We start from the raw sequence: 17873 nt of genomic DNA, 5'->3' as shown, positions 1-17873 counted from the left end.
AGGCCCTCCCCCGCCCCTCGCCTCACCCCGTGGCGCCCGACGTCGACTGTGGGCTCTCCCTGCTCCGTACCGCGTCCGCGGCGGTCCGGAAACCCGGTGCCGGAGGGGTGGTCCGGGGCTCGGGGGACGGACGGGTGCCGCCTCTCGCCAGGAAGTCGGAGAGGGGCAGTGTCGCGGCGCCGACCGTGACCGCGTCGGGTCCCAGACGGCCCATCTCGATCGCCGTGCGGGCCGCGGCGTGCCGGAGCGCGTACTCCTGCGCGTAGCGGCGGATGTCGGGCAGCAGGTGCGGGCCGATCAGCAGGCCCGCCCAGCCGCCGAGCAGGATGCGCTCGGGCAGGAAGAGGTTGATCAGGTCGCCCAGCGCCGCGCCCAGGCATTCGGCCGTCTCGTCGAGCAGGGAGACGGCCACCGGGTCGGGATCGCCTCCCGGACCGGGGTAGGCGGCGGCCAGCAGGGCGGCGAGGGCGGTCTCGTCGTCGGCGTCGGCGGGCAGCGGGCCGCCCGCCTCGTGCCAGCGCTCCCGCATCGCCTCTGCGCCCGCGTACGCCTCCAGGCAGCCGATCGAGCCGCACCGGCAGCGGCGGCCGCGCAGCTGCACGGTGGTGTGGCCCCATTCGAGGGCCATGCTGCTGCGGTCCTCGTCGAGCAGGTCGCCGTGGTTGACGCACGCGCCGACGCCGGAGCCGATGAGGGCCACGGCCGAGACCCCCGCGCCCCGTCCGCCGCCGAACCACATCTCGGCCTGCCCGAGCGTCTTGGCGCCGTTGTCGATGAAGAAGGGGACCTCCGGCGGGACCCGGACCGCGTCGCGGAGCAGCCGCTCGAAGGGGACGGCGCTCCAGTCGATCGTCTGGCCGTGGACGACGGACCCCACGTCGCCGACCGCACCGTCCGGCGCGTCGCGCTCGATGATGCCCGGAACGCCGATCCCGATGCCCAGCAGCGCGCGCGGGTCGGCGCCGGCGTCGCGCAGGACGTCGGCGACCCCGCTGCGGACGTGGCCGACGATGCGGTCGACGTCGTAGCCGTGCTGGGCCAGCAGGCGTTCGGTGCGGGCCAGTTCGGTGAGGGCGAGGTCGAAGAGCTCCACCCTGATCCGGGTCTCGCCGATGTCGATGCCGATCAGGAGGCCGCCCCCGGGGGCGACGCGCAGCAGCGTGCGGGGACGGCCGCCGTCGGAGTCGACGACACCGGCCTCCTCCAGGAGGCCCTCCGCGGCGAGTTCCGCGACGACGTTGCTGATGGAACCTGAACTCAGCCCCGTCGCGGGACCGAGCTCCTGGCGGCTCAGCGGGCCGTCGAAATACAACCGTTGCAATACCCTCGCCCGGTTGCCCCGTCGCAGGTCACGCACGGTCCGTCTGTTGCGCTCAGCCATGTGGCTCCTTCCCTTCCCGCAACATACCGCGACCGCGGGACTTGACGCGACCTTCTCTCACCTCTTAAATCACGTCATAAATTAAGCCCTGAAGGTCGTTCGGTTCTCGAACACGACCTTCGTCCCCGGAAAGGGGCCATCCCTCATGCGCAACATCAGAGCCGCAGCAGCCGCCACCCTCGCGATCTCCATCGCCGCCGGAGTCACCGGCTGCGGAGGCGGTACGTCCTCGGGCGGCGGCAGCAACGATTCGCCCAAGACCCTCACGTACTGGGCGTCCAACCAGGGCCCCAGCATCGAGGCCGACAAGAAGATCCTGACCCCCGAGCTGAAGAAGTTCGAGGAGCAGACCGGCATCAAGGTCAAGCTGGAGGTCGTCCCCTGGGCCGACCTGCTCAACCGGATCCTCGCGGCCACCACGTCCGGTCAGGGCCCGGACGTCCTGAACATCGGCAACACCTGGTCGGCCTCGCTCCAGGCGACGGGCGCGCTCCTGCCCTGGGACAAGGCGAACTTCGACGCGATCGGCGGCCGGGACCGCTTCGTCGACTCGGCGGTCGCCTCGGCCGGCGCGGAGGGCAAGGACCCCTCCGCGGTGCCGCTGTACTCGCTCGCGTACGCCCTGTACTACAACAAGAAGAGCTTCGCCGAGGCCGGCATCAGCAAGCCCCCGGCCACCTGGGACGAGCTGGTCGAGGACGGCAAGAAGCTCTCCAAGGACGGCAAGTGGGGCCTGGGCGCCGAGGGCGCCAACCTCTCCAACAACATCCACCAGACCTTCGTCCTGGGCCAGCAGCACGGCTCGGACTTCTTCGACGCCGCCGGCAAGGCGACGTTCACCTCCGACGGTGCCGTCGCCGCCGTGAAGCAGTACATCGACTTCATGGCCAAGGACAAGATCATCGCGCCGGGCAACGCCGAGTACGCCCAGAACCAGTCCCTGACGGACTTCGCCAAGGGCAAGACCGCGATGGTGCTGTGGCAGGCCGCCGCCTCGACCTTCGCCTCCCAGGGCATGAAGCCCGAGGACTGGGGCGCGGCCCCCGTGCCCGTCGCGTCCGGCACCCCCGGCCAGGGCAAGAACATCAACTCCATGGTCGCCGGCATCAACATGGCGGTGTTCAAGAACACCAAGAACATCGACGGCGCCAAGAAGTTCGTGAAGTTCATGACGAGCGACGCCGAGCAGAAGCTGCTCAACAAGACCTACGGGTCCATCCCGCCGGTCAAGACCGCCCAGGCCGACGCCGCCTTCTCGGCGCCCGACCTCGCGGTCCTGCGCGACACGCTGGCCAAGAGCGCGGCCCCGCTGCCGCAGGTGCCCAACGAGTCGCAGTTCGAGACCGCCGTCGGCACCGCGGTCAAGGAGCTGTGGGCCGACGCCGCAGCCGGACGCCCCGTGACCACCGAATCCGTCAAGGCGCGCCTCGAAAAGGCCCAGCAGACGATGCAGCAGTAAGGCACTCCTCATGACCGCCACCGTGACCACCGACAGCCGAACGGAAAAGTCGGACAGGGTGACGAGCCGGGGCACCGGGGGTGCGCGCAGGAGACTGCCGCGCATCCCCGACCGGATCCGCCAGGGCGGACTGCCCTATCTCCTGCTCCTGCCGGCCGTGCTCCTCGAACTCCTCGTCCATGTGATCCCGATGATCATCGGGATCGTGATGAGCTTCCGCCAGCTCACGCAGTTCTACATCAACAACTGGGGCGGGGCGCCCTGGTCCGGCTTCGACAACTACCGCATCGCCGTCGACGTCAACGCCCCGATCGGCGAGGCACTGCTCCACTCGTTCTTCGTCACCTGCGTCTTCACGTTCTTCGCCGTCGGCCTGGCGTGGCTGTTCGGTGTCGCGGCGGCGATCATGCTGCAGGAGAACTTCCGCGGCCGCGGCTTCCTGCGGGCGATCTTCCTCGTCCCGTACGCCCTGCCGGTCTACGCGGCCGTCATCACCTGGGCGTTCATGTTCCAGCGGGACAACGGCCTGGTCAACCACGTACTCCACGACCAGCTGGGCATCACCGACCAGCCGTCGTTCTGGCTGATCGGCGACAACAGCATCTACGCGCTGATCGTCGTCTCGGTCTGGAAGGGCTGGCCGTTCGCCTTCCTCATCGTGATGGCGGGTCTGCAGAACATCCCGCGCGAGCTCTACGAGGCCTCCGCCATCGACGGCGCCGGCATCTGGCAGCAGATCCGCAAGATCACGCTGCCGGCGCTGCGCCCGGTCAACCAGGTCCTCGTGCTCGTCCTGTTCCTGTGGACGTTCAACGACTTCAACACCCCGTACGTCCTGTTCGGGAAGGCGGCGCCCGAGAACGCGGACCTCATCTCGATCCACATCTACCAGTCGTCGTTCGTCACCTGGAACTTCGGCACCGGATCCGCGATGTCCGTGCTCCTGCTGCTGTTCCTGCTCGTCGTGACGGCCGTCTACCTGCTCATCACCTCGCGCGGAAGGAAGGGTGCAGATGCCTAGCCATGCCCAGCCGGCCGCACTGTCGAGAGCGGCGAAATCGAGATCGCGTTCCCGGTCGCCGATGGCCGCGCCGCAGTCCTTCCTCTGGACCCGCCGCGTCATCCTGACCTTCCTGGCGGCCTTCGCGCTGCTGCCCGTCTACGTGATGGTCAGCAGCTCGCTCAAGCCGCTCCAGGACGTGTCGGGGAAGTTCCACTGGATCCCGTCCGGGCTGACCGTCAAGCCGTACTTCGACATCTGGGACACCGTCCCGCTCGCCCGGTACTTCGTCAACTCGCTGGTCGTGGCGGGCACCGCAACGGTTCTCTCGGTGATCATCGCGGTGTTCTCGGCCTACGCCGTGAGCCGCTACAAGTTCCGCGGCAAGCGCGTCTTCACCGTCACGGTGCTCTCCACCCAGATGTTCCCGGGCATCCTCTTCCTGCTCCCGCTGTTCCTCATCTTCGTCAACATCGGGAACAGCACCGGCATCGCCCTGTACGGCTCGCGCGGCGGACTGATCCTCACGTATCTGACGTTCTCGCTGCCGTTCTCCATCTGGATGCTCATCGGGTACTTCGACTCGATCCCGAGGGATCTGGACGAGGCCGCGCTCGTCGACGGCTGCGGACCGCTCGGCGCCCTGTTCCGGGTCGTCGTGCCGGCCGCGGTGCCCGGCATCGTCGCCGTCGCCGTCTACGCGTTCATGACGGCCTGGGGCGAGGTCCTCTTCGCCTCCGTCATGACCAACGACACCACCCGCACGCTGGCCGTCGGTCTGCAGGGCTACGCCACGCAGAACGACGTCTACTGGAACCAGGTCATGGCCGCCTCGCTCGTCGTCAGCGTGCCGATCGTCGCCGGATTCCTGCTCCTCCAGCGCTACCTCGTCGCCGGCCTCACCGCTGGAGCCGTCAAGTGACCACTTCGGAAAGGAAGTCAGTGAACGACCTCAGCGCCCTCCCGGCCGACTTCACCTGGGGCGTCGCCACAGCCGCGTACCAGATCGAGGGAGCCGTGGCCGAGGACGGCCGCGCCCCCTCCATCTGGGACACCTTCTCCCACACCCCCGGCAAGGTGGCCGGCGGCGACACCGGCGACGTGGCCTGCGACCACTACCACCGGGTCCCGCAGGACATCTCCCTGATCAAGGAGGTGGGGGCGGGCGCGTACCGCTTCTCGCTCGCCTGGCCGCGGATCGTGCCGGGCGGCGACGGGCCGGTCAACGGAGCCGGTCTCGACTTCTACGACCGGCTGGTGGACGGCCTCCTCGACGCCGGCATCACCCCGTTCGCCACGCTCTACCACTGGGACCTGCCGCAGGCACTCCAGGACCGCGGCGGCTGGACGGTCCGGGAGACCGCCGAGCACTTCGCCGCGTACACCTCGGTCGTCGTGGACCGCCTCGGTGACCGCGTGAAGGACTGGGCGACGCTCAACGAACCGCTCTGCTCGGCGTGGATCGGTCATCTCGAGGGCACGATGGCGCCGGGTCTCACCGACCTGACCGCCGCCGTCCGTGCCTCGTACCACCTGCACCTCGGTCACGGGCTCGCCGTTCAGGCGATCCGGGCCGCGTCCCCGGACGCCCGCGTCGGCATCGTCAACAACCTCAGCCCGGTGGAGGCCGCCACCGACCGCGAGGCCGACCGGGAAGCCGCCGTGCGCGGCGACGGGCACATCAACCGCTGGTGGCTCGACCCGATCCTGGGACGCGGCTACCCGCAGGACATGGTCGATCTGTACGGAGTCGAGCTCCCGGTCCAGGACGGCGACATGGAGCTCATCTCCGCGCCGCTCGACTGGATGGGCGTGAACTACTACTTCCGCCAGGTCGTCACCGCCGACGCGACCGGACCCGTCCCGCACGCCAAGCAGGTCTACCTCCCCGGCTCCCGCCACACCCACATGGACTGGGAGGTCCACGCCGCGGGCCTGGAGCAGCTCCTGCTCCGCCTGACCGAGGAGTACGGCGTCCAGCGCCTGTACGTCACCGAGAACGGCTCGGCCTACCAGGACGTCGTCCTCGCCGACGGTTCGGTGCACGACCCGGAGCGCACCCAGTACCTGGAGGAGCACCTGGCCGCCTGCGCCCGCGCCGTCCGCAAGGGCGCCCCGCTCGCCGGGTACTTCGCCTGGTCCCTGCTGGACAACTTCGAGTGGGCGTACGGCTACGACAAGCGGTTCGGCCTGGTCCACGTCGATTACGCGACGCAGCGCCGCACCGTCAAGAGCAGTGGCCGGCGCTACGCCGAGCTGATCGCGGAAGCGACCGCGGGCCGCTCGCGCAAGGCCGCCTGACCCCCGGCTCCTGACGCGAACCACCCCAGCGACCTCCGGCCGCGGCGGACGACCGCCGCCGCCGGAGGTTTCGCGCTGCCCGGGCAACGGGTGGACCAGCGACTCCTTGCCGCCTCCGTCACCCGCCGAAAAGGCACCTGACCGGATCGAACCGCATCGGTCGGGTGCGGCCGGCGTCCTTACGGCAGGGTTGGCGTCGAAAGGAGACCTCGTGATCTCGGTACTCAACCAGCTTGTCGGTCTCGTCGAGGAACACCTCACCGAGGAGCTCGACGTCGGCCGGCTGGCCAGGGAACTCGGCACGACCGAGTACCACCTGCGCCGGATGTTCTCGTCACTGGCCGGTATGCCGCTGTCGGAGTACGTACGCCGACGCCGCATGACCGTCGCCGCAGCGGACGTGATCCGCGGCGAGGACGACCTGCTGGGCATCGCTGTCCGGCACGGATACGGCTCGACCGAGGCGTTCGGGCGCGCGTTCCGCGCGGTCCACGGCGCCGGGCCCCGTGACGTGCGCCGCGACGGAGGTCCTCTGCGCACACAACCACGGATCAGGATCCGCCTGACCGTCGAAGGGAGCATCCCCATGGACACCCGCCTCGTCGAACGCCCCGCGTTCCGCCTGATCGGGCACGCAGCCCGGGTTCCGCTCATCCACCGGGGCGTCAACCCGCACATCCAGCAGCACATCACGTCACTGCCTCCGGAGGAACACCCCCGGCTGAAGGCCCTCGGCGACACCGAACCGGCGGGCCTGCTGCAGGTCAGCGACGAAGTCGACCCCGACGGAACGGAGGGGAGCGAACTGACCTACCTGCACGGGGTCGCCGTCTCGCGGGACACGTCGGCCCCCGACGACCTGGACGCCATCGAGGTACCGGCCGGCCGGTGGGCGGTCTTCCGCACCACCGGGCCTCATCCGCAGGCCCTGCAGACGACCTGGGCCGCGACCGCGACCGAGTGGTTCCCCTCCAACCCCTGGCGCCTGCGGTCAGGGCCCTCGATCGTCGCGGTCCTCGAACGCGCGGACGACTTCACCACCGCGACCTGCGAACTGTGGCTGCCCGTCGAACCGGCATGACGCACGACGGTCACGGGACGGCCTCACGGTCGGCGTCCGGCCCCGCCGGTCGCCGACGGCCAGTTCACCAGCAGGAAGTGCAGGGCCTCGACCGCACGCTCCCAGGACGTCTGCACGGCCCGCGGCGCACCGAATCCGCCGTCGGCCTCCAGGGCGGTGAATCCGTGGAAGGTGCTGCGCAGCAGCCGTACCGCGTCCGTGAGATCCGGTTCCGTCAGGCCGTAGGCACGCAGCATCGACGAGGTGGTCTCGATGGTGCGGTGGTACGCGGGGGCTTCGGCGACGACGGCGGGGTCGACCCGCATCCGTGTCGCCTCGTACCGGCCCGGGCACTCCAGCGCGAAGGACCGGTAGGCGTCGGCGAACGCGATCAGCGCGTCCTTCCCGGCCCGGCCGGCCACCGCCGCCTCGATCCGGTCGATGAACTCCCCCGCGGCCAGCAGCGCGACCCGGGTGCGGAGATCCTGCAGGTTCTTCACGTGGGAGTACAGGCTGGCGTCCTTGACGCCGAAGCCGCGGGCCAGCGCGGAGATGGTGACCTTGTCGAAGCCGGCCGAGTCGGCCAGATCGGCCGCCGCCGCCACGACCCGGTCGGTCGTGAGCCCCGCGCGAACCATCCCCACCCCCGTCGACGTACTGCTGCCTAGACCCCTTAGCTTTTCCCCGAATATACACAGGCGGAAGCGCTGGGGGCGTGCGTCCCGGCTGCGCAGGTCATCAGCCCGCGGTGGTCACGGATGGCCGTGACCACCGCGGGCTTGTGCACCGCGCCGACAGCGGGGAGTGGGACGGCGCGGGCAGTCAGGAGGTGCGATGACGGGCCGGGGACGACACGTAGGCGCACGGAGAGCGCTCTCCTCGGTGGACGTCAGGCGGCCACCGAGAAGAGCGATCCGGGGTGATCCAGGATCGAATCACGGTCCGGTCCGGTCAGGGCCGGGTTCAGGATCTGGATCTCCGAACCCGGATCCTGAACCCGGATCCTGGATCTGGATTCTGGATCTGGATCAGGGAAGTTCGTAGTTCTCGTCGAGCGCGGCGCCGCGGTCCGCGTTCGTCTGGTCGTAGCCGCGGGCGTCGCACTGGAGGCCACCGATGATGCAGTGGTCGACCAGGGCGTCGAGCGTGGCGTCGTCCCAGGCGTTGAAGAAGTCGTAGTGGAAGCTGTGACCGGTGCCGCTGGCCAGCCTCACCTTCGACATGTCGCCGTTGACCGGCCAGGCCATCTTGAACTCGATCATCGGCAGGGCGACGGGGTGGGAGGCCGGGCAGACGTTCTGGTTGGCGCCCTGAGCCTTCGGATAGGCCATGTGTGCCTGGTGGTCGGGGGTGTCGAGGTGCAGGCCGTCCCAGCAACTGGGGGCCTGCATACGGATGTTGAGCTGGACATCGCGGTCGGTCGGGCAGTACGCCGGGAAGTCGACGTTGTGGTACTGGTTCTGGCACTCCCAGCCCTCGACCATGCCCGGGTGGTCACGGAACTGCTCGGCCGTCTGCATCGGACTGCCGACGACGAACCGCAGCCCCTTCGGGAAGGGCCGCACGCTGGTGTAGTCGGTGACTCCCGCCTTGTAGTAGATGGTCTGCGGCCCGACGGGGCGGACCTCCTTGTCGCCGTTGTAGAGGGTCGGCATCCAGTACGCGGACAGGTCACCGGGCGCCTTGCATGCGGTGCCGCCCGCGCCGAGGGACGCCGTGGTGCTGTTGGCGTTCGTGGTGTCGTTGCCCATGAACGTGTGGTTGTGGGACTTACCGGCCTGACCGGGGAAGACGATCGGGTCGTCCGGGGCGGTGTGGTTGACCGAGCAGTTCGCCTGGAACTCGTGGAAGTAGCGGTGCGGGGGCAGTTCCGCGGACGGCTGGACGCCGGTGACCGGCGGGACGGCGGGGATGTAGCCGTCGCCGTCCGGGTCGTCCCCGAAGGCCACCGGCGCGGCCGCGGCCATCACGTGGCCCTGCATCGCATGGGTCGCCGCTGCGGGGCGTTCCGCCGCACGGGGTGCCGCGTCGGCGCGGCCGGCATCCGTGATCGCGTTGAATCCCATGGCCACCAGGGCCAGGGACGCCACACCCGCCAGGATCGATACGAGCCTCGTGCTGCGCCGCGCTCTCGGACGGGGTCGTTCCGGTGAGGGTCTTGCCGGTCTTGTCTCCATGCGGACCTCCATGCCGCTCTGCGCCGCACCCATCGGGTGTGCGGCGCGGGGAAAGAGTGGTGCTGGATGGTGCAGGTGCGGATCAGGTGTCGGTACTGCCGGTACCGGCCTGGTGCCGGTGCGGCCGCGCGCCGGGAGCGAATTCCGATCGAGCCCGGGCCGGGGCCCGGATTCCGACGGGAGAGCGCTCTCCGAAGTGTGGTCAGTGTTGCGCCGTCGCTGAGGGAGTGTCAAGAGTTGGTGAACTACGGCCGGGTGCGTCCGGTTGGCGTTCGGACGCGGAAGGCGGTGCGGCGGCGTCCGGGCCGGGCCTGACGTGCGGTCGCGCCCGGCCCCTGTCCGGCGGGCGACGCCGATCCCCTGCGGGTGGCGCCGTCAGGCGTATACGGGGAAGGACGCCTGGTGGGTGAGGCGCCGGTCGGCCCCGTCACCGATCCTGCCGAGGATCTCGTCGAGCGCGAGGAACTCCTCCCACCGCTCCCTGCCGCTCGCGCGGACCAGACGGGTGACGACCAGGTCCTCCAGTGCGGTGACGCGTTTGTTCTTCCAGATCTTGTCGGCGGTACTGACGAGCACGTCCTCGAAACCCGCACCGGGGTCGGTCCAGGAGGCGTGGGTGCCGGCGAAGCGGGCCAGGGCCGGGGCGAAACCGCGGGACAGCAGGAGGTCCCGCCCGGCCTCCTCGTGCGCGGACCCGGGTCCGGTGAGCTCGGCGGGGTGCAGGACCTTGCCCACGTCGTGGGTGGCCGCCCCGAACAGCACGGCCTCGCGGTCGAAGGGCAGGCCGGGGCAGTGGAGCACCACCCAGTCGGCCAGCTGCACGGCGACATCGTGGACGAGACGCAGGTGCGCCGCGAGCCGCGGTGGCGCGGACAGCTCCCGCAGCAGGTCCGCGGCGTCCTGCGGGAGCGGCCTGAGCGGTGGGGTGCCCTCGTCGTCCAGGGCGCGTGACAGCGCGTCGGGGTCCGGCATCACGACAGAGTACGGGCGCCCGCCGTGAGTACGGGCGCCCGCCGTGCCGGGGCGGGCTGTCAGCCGTCCGGCCCCGGCGCTGAACAGGCCGTCCCCCGTCCTCGTATCCATACTGGACAGCGCAGCACCTCGGGCCCGCCGCCGCCCCCAGGCCTCCGGCGGCCCGGTCTCCCCCGCCTCCCCGACAGACAGCAGGAGCAGACAGATGAGCGCCACTGCGCAGATCGGCGTCACCGGACTCGCGGTGATGGGCCGCAACCTGGCCCGCAACTTCGCCCGCAACGGCTACACGGTCGCGGTGCACAACCGCACGGCCGCGAAGACCGACGCACTGGTGGAGGAGTTCGGCGACGAGGGAACCTTCGTGGCCGCGCACACCCCGGAGGAGTTCGTCGCCGCGCTGGAACGGCCGCGGCGCCTGGTCGTCATGGTGAAGGCGGGCGAGCCCACGGACGCGGTGATCCAGGAGTTCGCCGCGTTGCTGGACGACGGCGATGTGATCATCGACGGCGGCAACGCCCACTTCGAGGACACCCGGCGCCGCGAGAAGGACCTGCGCGAGCGCGGCATCCACTTCGTCGGCGCGGGCATCTCGGGCGGTGAGGAGGGGGCGCTGAACGGGCCGAGCATCATGCCGGGCGGTTCCGCCGAATCGTACGAGTCACTGGGGCCGATGCTGCAGAAGATCGCGGCGAAGGCGCAGGACGGCGCACCCTGCACCACACACATCGGGCCGGACGGCGCCGGTCACTTCGTGAAGATGGTGCACAACGGCATCGAGTACGCCGACATGCAGCTCATCGCGGAGGCCTACGACCTGCTGCGTACGGTCGCGGGATACTCCCCCGCGAAGATCTCGGAGACGTTCCGCGGCTGGAACACGGGCCGCCTCGACTCGTATCTGATCGAGATCACGGCCGAGGTCCTGTCCCACACCGACGCCGCCACCGGCAAGCCGTTCGTCGACATCGTGCAGGACCGGGCGGAGCAGAAGGGCACCGGCCGCTGGACCGTACAGATCGCTCTCGACCTGGGCGTTCCCGTCTCCGGCATCGCCGAGGCCGTCTTCGCCCGCTCGGTCTCCGGCCACGCCGCCCTCCGGGACGCCTCACGCCATCTCGCCGGACCGGCAGTCCGCGAGCTCGACGGGGACGAGGCGGCGGCGTTCGCCGACCAGGTCGAGCAGGCACTGTACGCGTCTAAGATCGTCGCCTACACCCAGGGCTTCCACGAGATCGCGGCCGGCAGCGAGCAGTACGACTGGAACATCGACCTCGGCAAGGTCGCCGCGATCTGGCGCGGCGGATGCATCATCCGGGCAGCCTTCCTGGACCGCATCACCAGCGCCTACGAGGCGCAGCCCGACATGCCGAGTCTCCTCTCCGACAAGAGCTTCGCCCAGGAGATCGCCGCCGCGCAGGACGACTGGCGCGCCGTGATCGCCACCGCCGTCACCCAGGGCGTCCCCACGCCCGCCTTCGCCGCCACCCTCGCCTATTACGACTCCCTGCGCGCCGAACGCCTCCCTGCCGCGCTCACCCAGGGCCAGCGCGACTACTTCGGCGCACACACCTACCACCGCACCGACCGCGAGGGCACCTTCCACACCCTCTGGGGCGGCGACGGCAGCGAGGTCGAAAGCTGACCGGTACCGGGGAACCGCCCGGTGGCGGTCGGTGGTCCGCTCGGGGTTCGCGAGGGGGCTGAGGAAACCCGAGCTGTGCCGCGGCCCGGTGTCCCGGTGTGGGCGGACGAGGCGAGCCTAGAAGGTCGCCCGCCGTCGCGGCGGCGGGCAGGCGTACAGGTCGAGGATCTCCGGCTGCGGGGCGACACCGGGGCCGCCGGCGCGTACCCAGGCCGCGATGTCCTCGGTGGCTTCCGGGTCGTTGACCAGACCCAGCCATACCGGCCTGGCACCGGCGGCCCGGCCCGCGGCGGAGGGTTGCACCACGATGACGTTGGCCTGGTCGCACACGTCGAGGCAGGCGGAAACACGTACGGGTGCCTCGGAGCGCAGTCGCGCCGTCTGCGCTGCGTGATCGATTCCGGTCACCTTTGCGCTGCCGCAACAGCAGTCGCGGCACACGACGATCCGGCACGGTATCGGGTCGGCCACCGTCCGCGCCGCCACGGCGTCGTCGGAGGTTCCTTCGTTCGGCCTTTCGGGCACGCCGAACCGCCCTCTCTCCGGGGAGATCCGCCCCGGTGTCCGTCGAGGAGGCGACCGCGTGAGTTTCCTGGCTCTCGGGTCGCAGCTCGCCCCGTCCTTCCCACCCGCGTGGGGCAGTGGAGTTTCCGGGATCCGCTCGCCGATCACAGTGGCGGGACCGCGCCGGATTCACACCGGCTTCCTCGGACCGCCGTCGCCCTGTCGTCGGCCATCATCGCATTCGGCAGACGCCCCTGGTCACGCTCGTGCGCACCGCACGGCAGGCTGGGCCGCCCGTCCGGCCGCCGGCATACGTCGGTGTGTTGCTCCCTTCCGAGTCCGCGAGCCACCGCTCGCTTCACTCACCCTTGCGGGGCGGAGCTGCTCCAACCAGGGCTCGTGACCTGCGTTCTTGATCCGGGTGGGTGGGGGAAGGATCAAGCCGGAGCGCGAATGATTCAAGCGCCGGCACAGGACGGGGATCGTCGGTCCCCCTCCCCCGCCCGGCTCGAACCGCAGCCCCGCAGCCGCTTCCCGGTCGCTCAGTCGTCGCGGCGCCCCGAGCGCATCTTGAGGATGAGCGGGAGTACGAACCAGGCCCCTGCGAACCACGCCATGACGGCGCCGACGAGTATCTCCGCCAGAAGGTCGGTGAGTACGGTGTGCAGCAGGAGAAGGAGCGTGCAGCCGATGGTCAGTGCGAGCAGGACCATGCCGCACACCATGAACCGGCCTGCGACGGCCACCACTTCGTCCTTCATCCGGGAGCCGGAAAGGAACCGGTGCAGCGCGACGGGCGCTATGAGTGCTCCGATGGCGGCGGCACCGAGGACGACAGTGATGACGTAGACACGGTGGTCGAAGTCACCCAGCCTTTCGAATCTCTGCGTGAACGCGACGCTGAGCAGGAAGCCGAAGAGGATCTGGATACCGGTCTGTGCGACCCTCGTCTCCTGCAGAATCTCGTTCCAGCGGCGGTTGACCCGCTCCCTGGGATCCTCTTCCTCGATCCCCTTCGGGTTCCCCGCGTTCTCATCGGCCGGCGGGTGCGTCCTCTCCCGGCTCACGCCTTCCGCCGCGGGCGCGGACGCACCGCGCTCGACGGGTCTGCCGCCCTCCGTGTCCAGGGGCGCAGAGTCCAATGGCTTCATGATGCCTCCTCCCATTGGAACTCATGTGCCCTTGTTGGACATGCCTACGCACTGCATCCACGGCACCCGGCCCGACAGCCGGCTGAGCCCGGACCGTTCCCCCACGGTCCGGGCTCAGCGCTGTTCGTCCTGACTCCCGTTGCCTCGGAGACGCACGCTCCTCCGCTCGCGCGGCGCGCGCCCATCAGCCGCTTCCGGGAGGACACCGGCCCGCTCCGGTTCCACGGGCCCCCGCCGCTCTACTCGAAGAACTTGAGGCTCCAGCCCGTGTCGGTGGTCGGGCCGGGGACATTCGCGCGGCTGTAGGTGGTGTTGCCCCACCAGGCGAACGTGCCGGTGTACCAGTACCGGTTCTCCCACGCGTAAGGCGTCCCCTTCGGCACCGCGTGGAACATCGAGGGGAATCGGGGGCCGGCGGGCGGGCTGGTGCCGATGTCGCCGTTGAGCAGGACGAAGCTGTGGTGGCCGGGCCCGTTGACGTACAGCGTCGGATCCCAGCCGGACATCATCGTCGCCCGGTTCGAGCCGAACAGGCAGCCGTTGGACTTGTACCAGTCCCATACGTACGTCGGGTCGCCCCCGGGGCGCAGGCGCAGGTCGGCCAGGCAGTACTGGTCGCTCCAGCTGCCGTTGGCGGAGTACACGATGTGCAACTGCCCGTTCGGGTCCTTGATGGCCTCGGGGCCCTCGTTGATGAACGGGTTGCCCACCACCCGTTCCCAGCTCTCCCGCGGCTGCGAGATGACGTGGCGTGCGCCGGTCGGTGCGGTGGGACTGCTCATGCGTGCGATGTAGAGGTTCTGCTCGACGTTGGTGTCACCGGCCCAGCCGGACCAGACGAACCAGCGCTGCCCGCCGAAGGTGAACAGGGTCCCGTCGATGGCCCACTTGCCGTCCGGCAGGGCCAGTTGGCTCTCCCCGGTGTAGCCGCTGTCCGGGTTCGCCGAGCTGATGACGTACATCCGGTGGGCCGCGCCCCGGCCGGCCGAGAAGTAGATGTAGTAGCGGCCGCCGTCCGTGACGATCTCCGGAGCCCAGACCTCACCGTGTCCGGCCGTGTCCGACCACACCTGCCGGGCGGGCGCGGATGCAAGCGCGGCCGTCGAGGACGCCTGCCGCACGGCGATGCCGCCACCGGCCGACTGCACCGATATGTAAGTGGTGCCGACCCGGATCACACTCGGGTCGGCCGCCCTGATGGTCTGTTCCGCCCGCGCCTGCTCCGCGGACGACAAGGACATGACGACGGCGAGCACGCCGGACAACGCCAGGACGGCGGCGCGGGAAAGATGGCGAGTGAGTTTCATGGTCCCGTTCCAAGGTCGGCCTCCGCTGCGACGCACGAGTCGGCGGCAGCGTTTACATCGTTGGACGAGCGTCCTCGCAGCATTCCAATTTGCCCTGAGCATGTCAATCGTTCGTACGCATCGCCCGCCTCCGGCCCCGGACCCTCCGTGCCCCTCCGCGTCGATGATCCGGCCTCCTCAAGGGCGCTCTCGGCCCTCCGCCTAGCATGTGCGCATGTTGGCCTACGTCCCGGCGTTCCTGATCTTCGTCGTCTTCTGTGTCGGCACACTCCGCGAACGCCGGCGTTTCAGCAACGCCGTCCTTCTGGGACTGTCGCTCACCTTCGCCGCGACCGCCTGGCTCGCCGGGCTCGCCCGATCGCAGCCCGCCACGGGGCGGGAGATCGGCATCGTGCTCCTCGTCCTCGTGGCGCTGGGCGTCGCCATCCTGTCCTGGTTCCTGATCTCCAACGGCGTGACGATGGTCCGCAAGGAGGGCAGAAGCCCCGCCAACCTCCTGTCCCTGCTCACAGGCCTTGCCCTGGTGGGCCTTCTCGCACTGATGATCACCGCGCTGATCCTGAAGAACGACACGCTGGTGGTGGTGACAGGCACCGTGCTCGCCCTGGCCGGCTACATCGCCTTCCTGTTCGTCTGCTTCGTCGTCTACGCGTTCCTCTACGGCCGCCTCCACTTCCACCGCAGGGCCGACTACGTGGTGGTGCTCGGAGCCGGTCTCATCAACGGCACCACGGTGTCGCCGCTGCTGGCCGGCCGACTGGATCGGGCCCGGACCGTGCACACGAAGCTGACGGCTCGCGGCAGGCAGCCCGTACTGCTCGCCTCCGGCGGCCAGGGGCCCGACGAAAAGCTGCCGGAGTCACACGCGATGGCCGAGTACCTGATCGAGCGCGGATTCCCGGCCGCCCTGATCGAACGCGAGGACCGCTCGACGACGACCGAGGAGAATCTGCGGTACAGCAAGTCGATCATGGAGAAGGCCAATCCCGACTACCGGTGTCTCGTGGTCACGAACAACTACCACGTCTTCCGCGCCGCGGTGACGGCCCGCCGGACGGGGGTCAGGGGCCACGTCGTCGGTTCGCCCACTGCCGCGTACTTCTGGCCCAGCGCGATGATCCGCGAGTTCGTCGCCATCTTCCTGACGTACTGGCGCACCAACCTGGCCATCTGCCTGCTCCTCGTCCTGGGCGGTGCATGCATCTGGCTGCTCAGCTGATCAGGGCCTGCCGAATGTCCTGGAGCAAGGCGCCCGCGAGCGCATGACGGCGGTTGCGCGGACGAGCGCCTGTCCCGGCGCGGCCTCCCCCGTGACGGCCGCTCACGAACCGTCGTCACCTGTCGAGACCGCCCGGATGACGGGTGCGGGAGGAGCAGGAGAAGACTCCACCGGGCAGGGCGGCGGCCGCGTGTGACGGCTGCTTCCAGGGGCAGACGGGGATCCATGGCTGTCCTGAGAAGAATCTCCCGCCCGTTGCTGGCCACCCCGTTCGTCATCGAGGGGGTGCGTGCGCTGCGCAAACCGCTCCCCCTCGCGACGGGCGCCGAGTCATGGGCACGGCGCCTCGGGGCCCGTATCGACGATCCTCCGCACGTCGTGAGGCTCAACGCCGCGGTGCAGATCGGTGCGGGCGGACTGCTCGCGCTGGGGCGTCTCCCTCGTACCGCCTCCCTCGTCCTGGCCGCCGGCCTCGTGCCGGCCACCCTCGCCGAGCACGCGTGGTGGAAGGAGGAGGACCCGGACCTGCGGAAGGACCAGCTCCTCGAATTCGTCCAGCGCATCGGCCTGTTCGGCGCCCTGCTGCTCAGCGCGGCCGACACCCACGGCAAACCGTCGGCGGCCTACCGTGCTCGCACCGTGACCGCGCGCGGCCGGAAGAAGGCCCACCGCGCGACGGCGAAGGCGGGCGGACACGTGCACGCGGCGATCGGCACGGTCGGCTCCGGCGCCTCGGCGGCCGCGAGCGGTACGGGGCGGGCCATGCACTCCGCCGCCGGTTCCGCACGCGCGAGGCTGCCGCACCGGTAGCACGCGTCGGGTCCCCCCGATGCGTGCACTTACCTCCCGGTCATACGTCTGATCAGCGCGTTCGCGGGCAAGAGATGTCCAGTCGGAGGGGCGTGAGGCCGAGCGTCACCGCCCCGAGGAGACCCTTGCGGGTCCGTGAACCATCATCACGTCGAAAGGCCACCAGCGATGCCTCCTGTGACCGAGCAATGGGAAGACGTACTCAGCACCCGTTTCGCCCTGGGTGGGAGCCACCCTGCCGTGCGTGCGGTGGCGGCCTTCTCGGCCGAATCGGGGTTCTTCGCCACTGCGGGCCGCCAGGGCGAGGACGGCCGGCAGTTCTTCGGCGGCGCCGCCGGACAGGGAGACCCGCAGCCGGAATCCGGCACGGCCGACGTTCCGGACCGGGCTGAGATGGCGGCGCTGTGGACGGTCGGCGAGGAGGCCGGCCGCTCTCCGACGCTCCGGCTCGCCGGGGTGGTGTGGCACCGTGAGGAACTGGACCGGATCGCGGACGCGGTGACAGGGACCGAACTCGACTTGGCGCTCCTGCGCGACGGGAACCGCGTCATGTGGGTCGCGAGAACCGGGCAGGACATCTGCGTTCTCGTCCTCGTCGACGGGGACGACGAGGGCCACGCGGCCGAAGCGCGTTCCCTCTCCCTCGACTTCGACTCCTTCCTGGTCGGCCAGGGCTACTGATCCACGGGCCGGGGAGGTCGGCAGCCCGGCCGGCCGCGGCCAGCCAGACCTGCACCCGGCCGGGCGCGGCATCCTGGCACTTGCCGGACTACCACCGCGTCGACCGCGAGGGTTCCTTCCACACGTTGCGGGGCAGTGACCTGTCGGAGGTCGACGCGGGCTGATCCGGCACCACGTCTCCGCCTCCGGACCGTCCCCCCGGGAGA

16 protein-coding genes and 1 riboswitch are annotated in these 17873 nt (G+C 70.0%); of the genes, 9 read left to right on the top strand and 7 right to left on the bottom strand.

The genetic code is table 11. The features are described 5' to 3' along the window. Window positions 1-22: 22 nt before the first annotated feature. Entirely contained in the window at window positions 23-1381 is a 1359-nt protein-coding gene (locus OG408_RS35945; RefSeq protein ID WP_326673739.1) for an ROK family transcriptional regulator, read from the bottom strand. Between the two features lie 145 nt (window positions 1382-1526). On the opposite strand from OG408_RS35945, the gene OG408_RS35940 reads away from it, so the two are divergent. The 5 genes from OG408_RS35940 to OG408_RS35920 all read left to right on the top strand — a co-directional run bounded on the left by OG408_RS35940 (window position 1527) and on the right by OG408_RS35920 (window position 7222). Further along, window positions 1527-2840, top strand: coding sequence for an ABC transporter substrate-binding protein (locus tag OG408_RS35940; RefSeq protein ID WP_266785895.1), 1314 nt, complete (start codon window positions 1527-1529; stop codon window positions 2838-2840). A 10-nt stretch (window positions 2841-2850) separates the two neighbouring features. Continuing rightward, a complete protein-coding gene (locus OG408_RS35935; RefSeq protein WP_266785893.1) occupies window positions 2851-3861 on the top strand; it encodes a carbohydrate ABC transporter permease in 1011 nt (336 codons plus the stop codon). 61 nt (window positions 3862-3922) lie between these two features. Next, window positions 3923-4762, top strand: a complete 840-nt coding sequence (locus OG408_RS35930) for a carbohydrate ABC transporter permease (RefSeq protein ID WP_266785891.1) — start codon at window positions 3923-3925, stop codon at window positions 4760-4762. Window positions 4763-4782: 20 nt separating this feature from the next. Then, the gene (locus tag OG408_RS35925; protein WP_266785889.1) at window positions 4783-6141 is read left to right on the top strand and encodes a GH1 family beta-glucosidase; all 1359 of its coding nucleotides are present in this window, start codon (window positions 4783-4785) and stop codon (window positions 6139-6141) included. Window positions 6142-6352: 211 nt separating this feature from the next. Further along, the gene (locus OG408_RS35920; protein WP_266785888.1) at window positions 6353-7222 is read left to right on the top strand and encodes an AraC family transcriptional regulator; all 870 of its coding nucleotides are present in this window, start codon (window positions 6353-6355) and stop codon (window positions 7220-7222) included. Between the two features lie 23 nt (window positions 7223-7245). Here the strand turns inward: OG408_RS35920 and OG408_RS35915 are convergent, their stop codons facing one another. The 3 genes from OG408_RS35915 to OG408_RS35905 all read right to left on the bottom strand — a co-directional run bounded on the left by OG408_RS35915 (window position 7246) and on the right by OG408_RS35905 (window position 10350). Next, the gene (locus OG408_RS35915; RefSeq protein WP_266785887.1) at window positions 7246-7839 is read right to left on the bottom strand and encodes a TetR/AcrR family transcriptional regulator; all 594 of its coding nucleotides are present in this window, start codon (window positions 7837-7839) and stop codon (window positions 7246-7248) included. Window positions 7840-8229: 390 nt separating this feature from the next. Further along, window positions 8230-9378, bottom strand: a complete 1149-nt coding sequence (locus OG408_RS35910) for a DUF1996 domain-containing protein (protein ID WP_266785885.1) — start codon at window positions 9376-9378, stop codon at window positions 8230-8232. A gap of 375 nt (window positions 9379-9753) precedes the next feature. Next, the gene (locus OG408_RS35905; protein WP_266785883.1) at window positions 9754-10350 is read right to left on the bottom strand and encodes an HD domain-containing protein; all 597 of its coding nucleotides are present in this window, start codon (window positions 10348-10350) and stop codon (window positions 9754-9756) included. A 205-nt stretch (window positions 10351-10555) separates the two neighbouring features. Here OG408_RS35905 and gndA point away from each other — a divergent pair, with 205 nt between their 5' ends. Further along, a complete protein-coding gene (gndA, locus tag OG408_RS35900) occupies window positions 10556-11995 on the top strand; it encodes an NADP-dependent phosphogluconate dehydrogenase (RefSeq protein WP_326673738.1) in 1440 nt (479 codons plus the stop codon). 117 nt (window positions 11996-12112) lie between these two features. Here gndA and OG408_RS35895 read toward each other — a convergent pair whose 3' ends face one another. From OG408_RS35895 to OG408_RS35885, 3 genes are all read right to left on the bottom strand, one after another. Then, window positions 12113-12481 (bottom strand): (2Fe-2S) ferredoxin domain-containing protein, encoded by a 369-nt coding sequence (locus OG408_RS35895; protein WP_266786629.1) that lies wholly within the window; start codon window positions 12479-12481, stop codon window positions 12113-12115. Window positions 12482-12580: 99 nt separating this feature from the next. Further along, a riboswitch (cobalamin riboswitch) is annotated at window positions 12581-12704 on the bottom strand. A 337-nt stretch (window positions 12705-13041) separates the two neighbouring features. Next, window positions 13042-13650 (bottom strand): DUF6328 family protein, encoded by a 609-nt coding sequence (locus OG408_RS35890; protein WP_266785879.1) that lies wholly within the window; start codon window positions 13648-13650, stop codon window positions 13042-13044. Window positions 13651-13889: 239 nt separating this feature from the next. Then, window positions 13890-14957 carry a glycoside hydrolase family 43 protein gene (locus OG408_RS35885; protein ID WP_266785877.1) on the bottom strand — a complete coding sequence of 356 codons (1068 nt, stop codon included), beginning with the start codon at window positions 14955-14957 and terminating at the stop codon, window positions 13890-13892. Window positions 14958-15171: 214 nt separating this feature from the next. Here OG408_RS35885 and OG408_RS35880 point away from each other — a divergent pair, with 214 nt between their 5' ends. The 3 genes from OG408_RS35880 to OG408_RS35870 all read left to right on the top strand — a co-directional run bounded on the left by OG408_RS35880 (window position 15172) and on the right by OG408_RS35870 (window position 17667). Further along, window positions 15172-16176, top strand: coding sequence for a YdcF family protein (locus tag OG408_RS35880; RefSeq protein WP_266785875.1), 1005 nt, complete (start codon window positions 15172-15174; stop codon window positions 16174-16176). A 225-nt stretch (window positions 16177-16401) separates the two neighbouring features. Then, window positions 16402-16986 (top strand): DoxX family protein, encoded by a 585-nt coding sequence (locus OG408_RS35875; protein WP_326673737.1) that lies wholly within the window; start codon window positions 16402-16404, stop codon window positions 16984-16986. Between the two features lie 168 nt (window positions 16987-17154). Next, window positions 17155-17667, top strand: coding sequence for a hypothetical protein (locus tag OG408_RS35870; RefSeq protein WP_326673736.1), 513 nt, complete (start codon window positions 17155-17157; stop codon window positions 17665-17667). Window positions 17668-17873: the final 206 nt, after the last annotated feature.

The organism is Streptomyces sp. NBC_01257, from assembly GCF_035917255.1.
In the GTDB taxonomy this organism is placed as follows: domain Bacteria; phylum Actinomycetota; class Actinomycetes; order Streptomycetales; family Streptomycetaceae; genus Streptomyces.
This window is presented reverse-complemented; position numbering and strand designations above follow the sequence as displayed.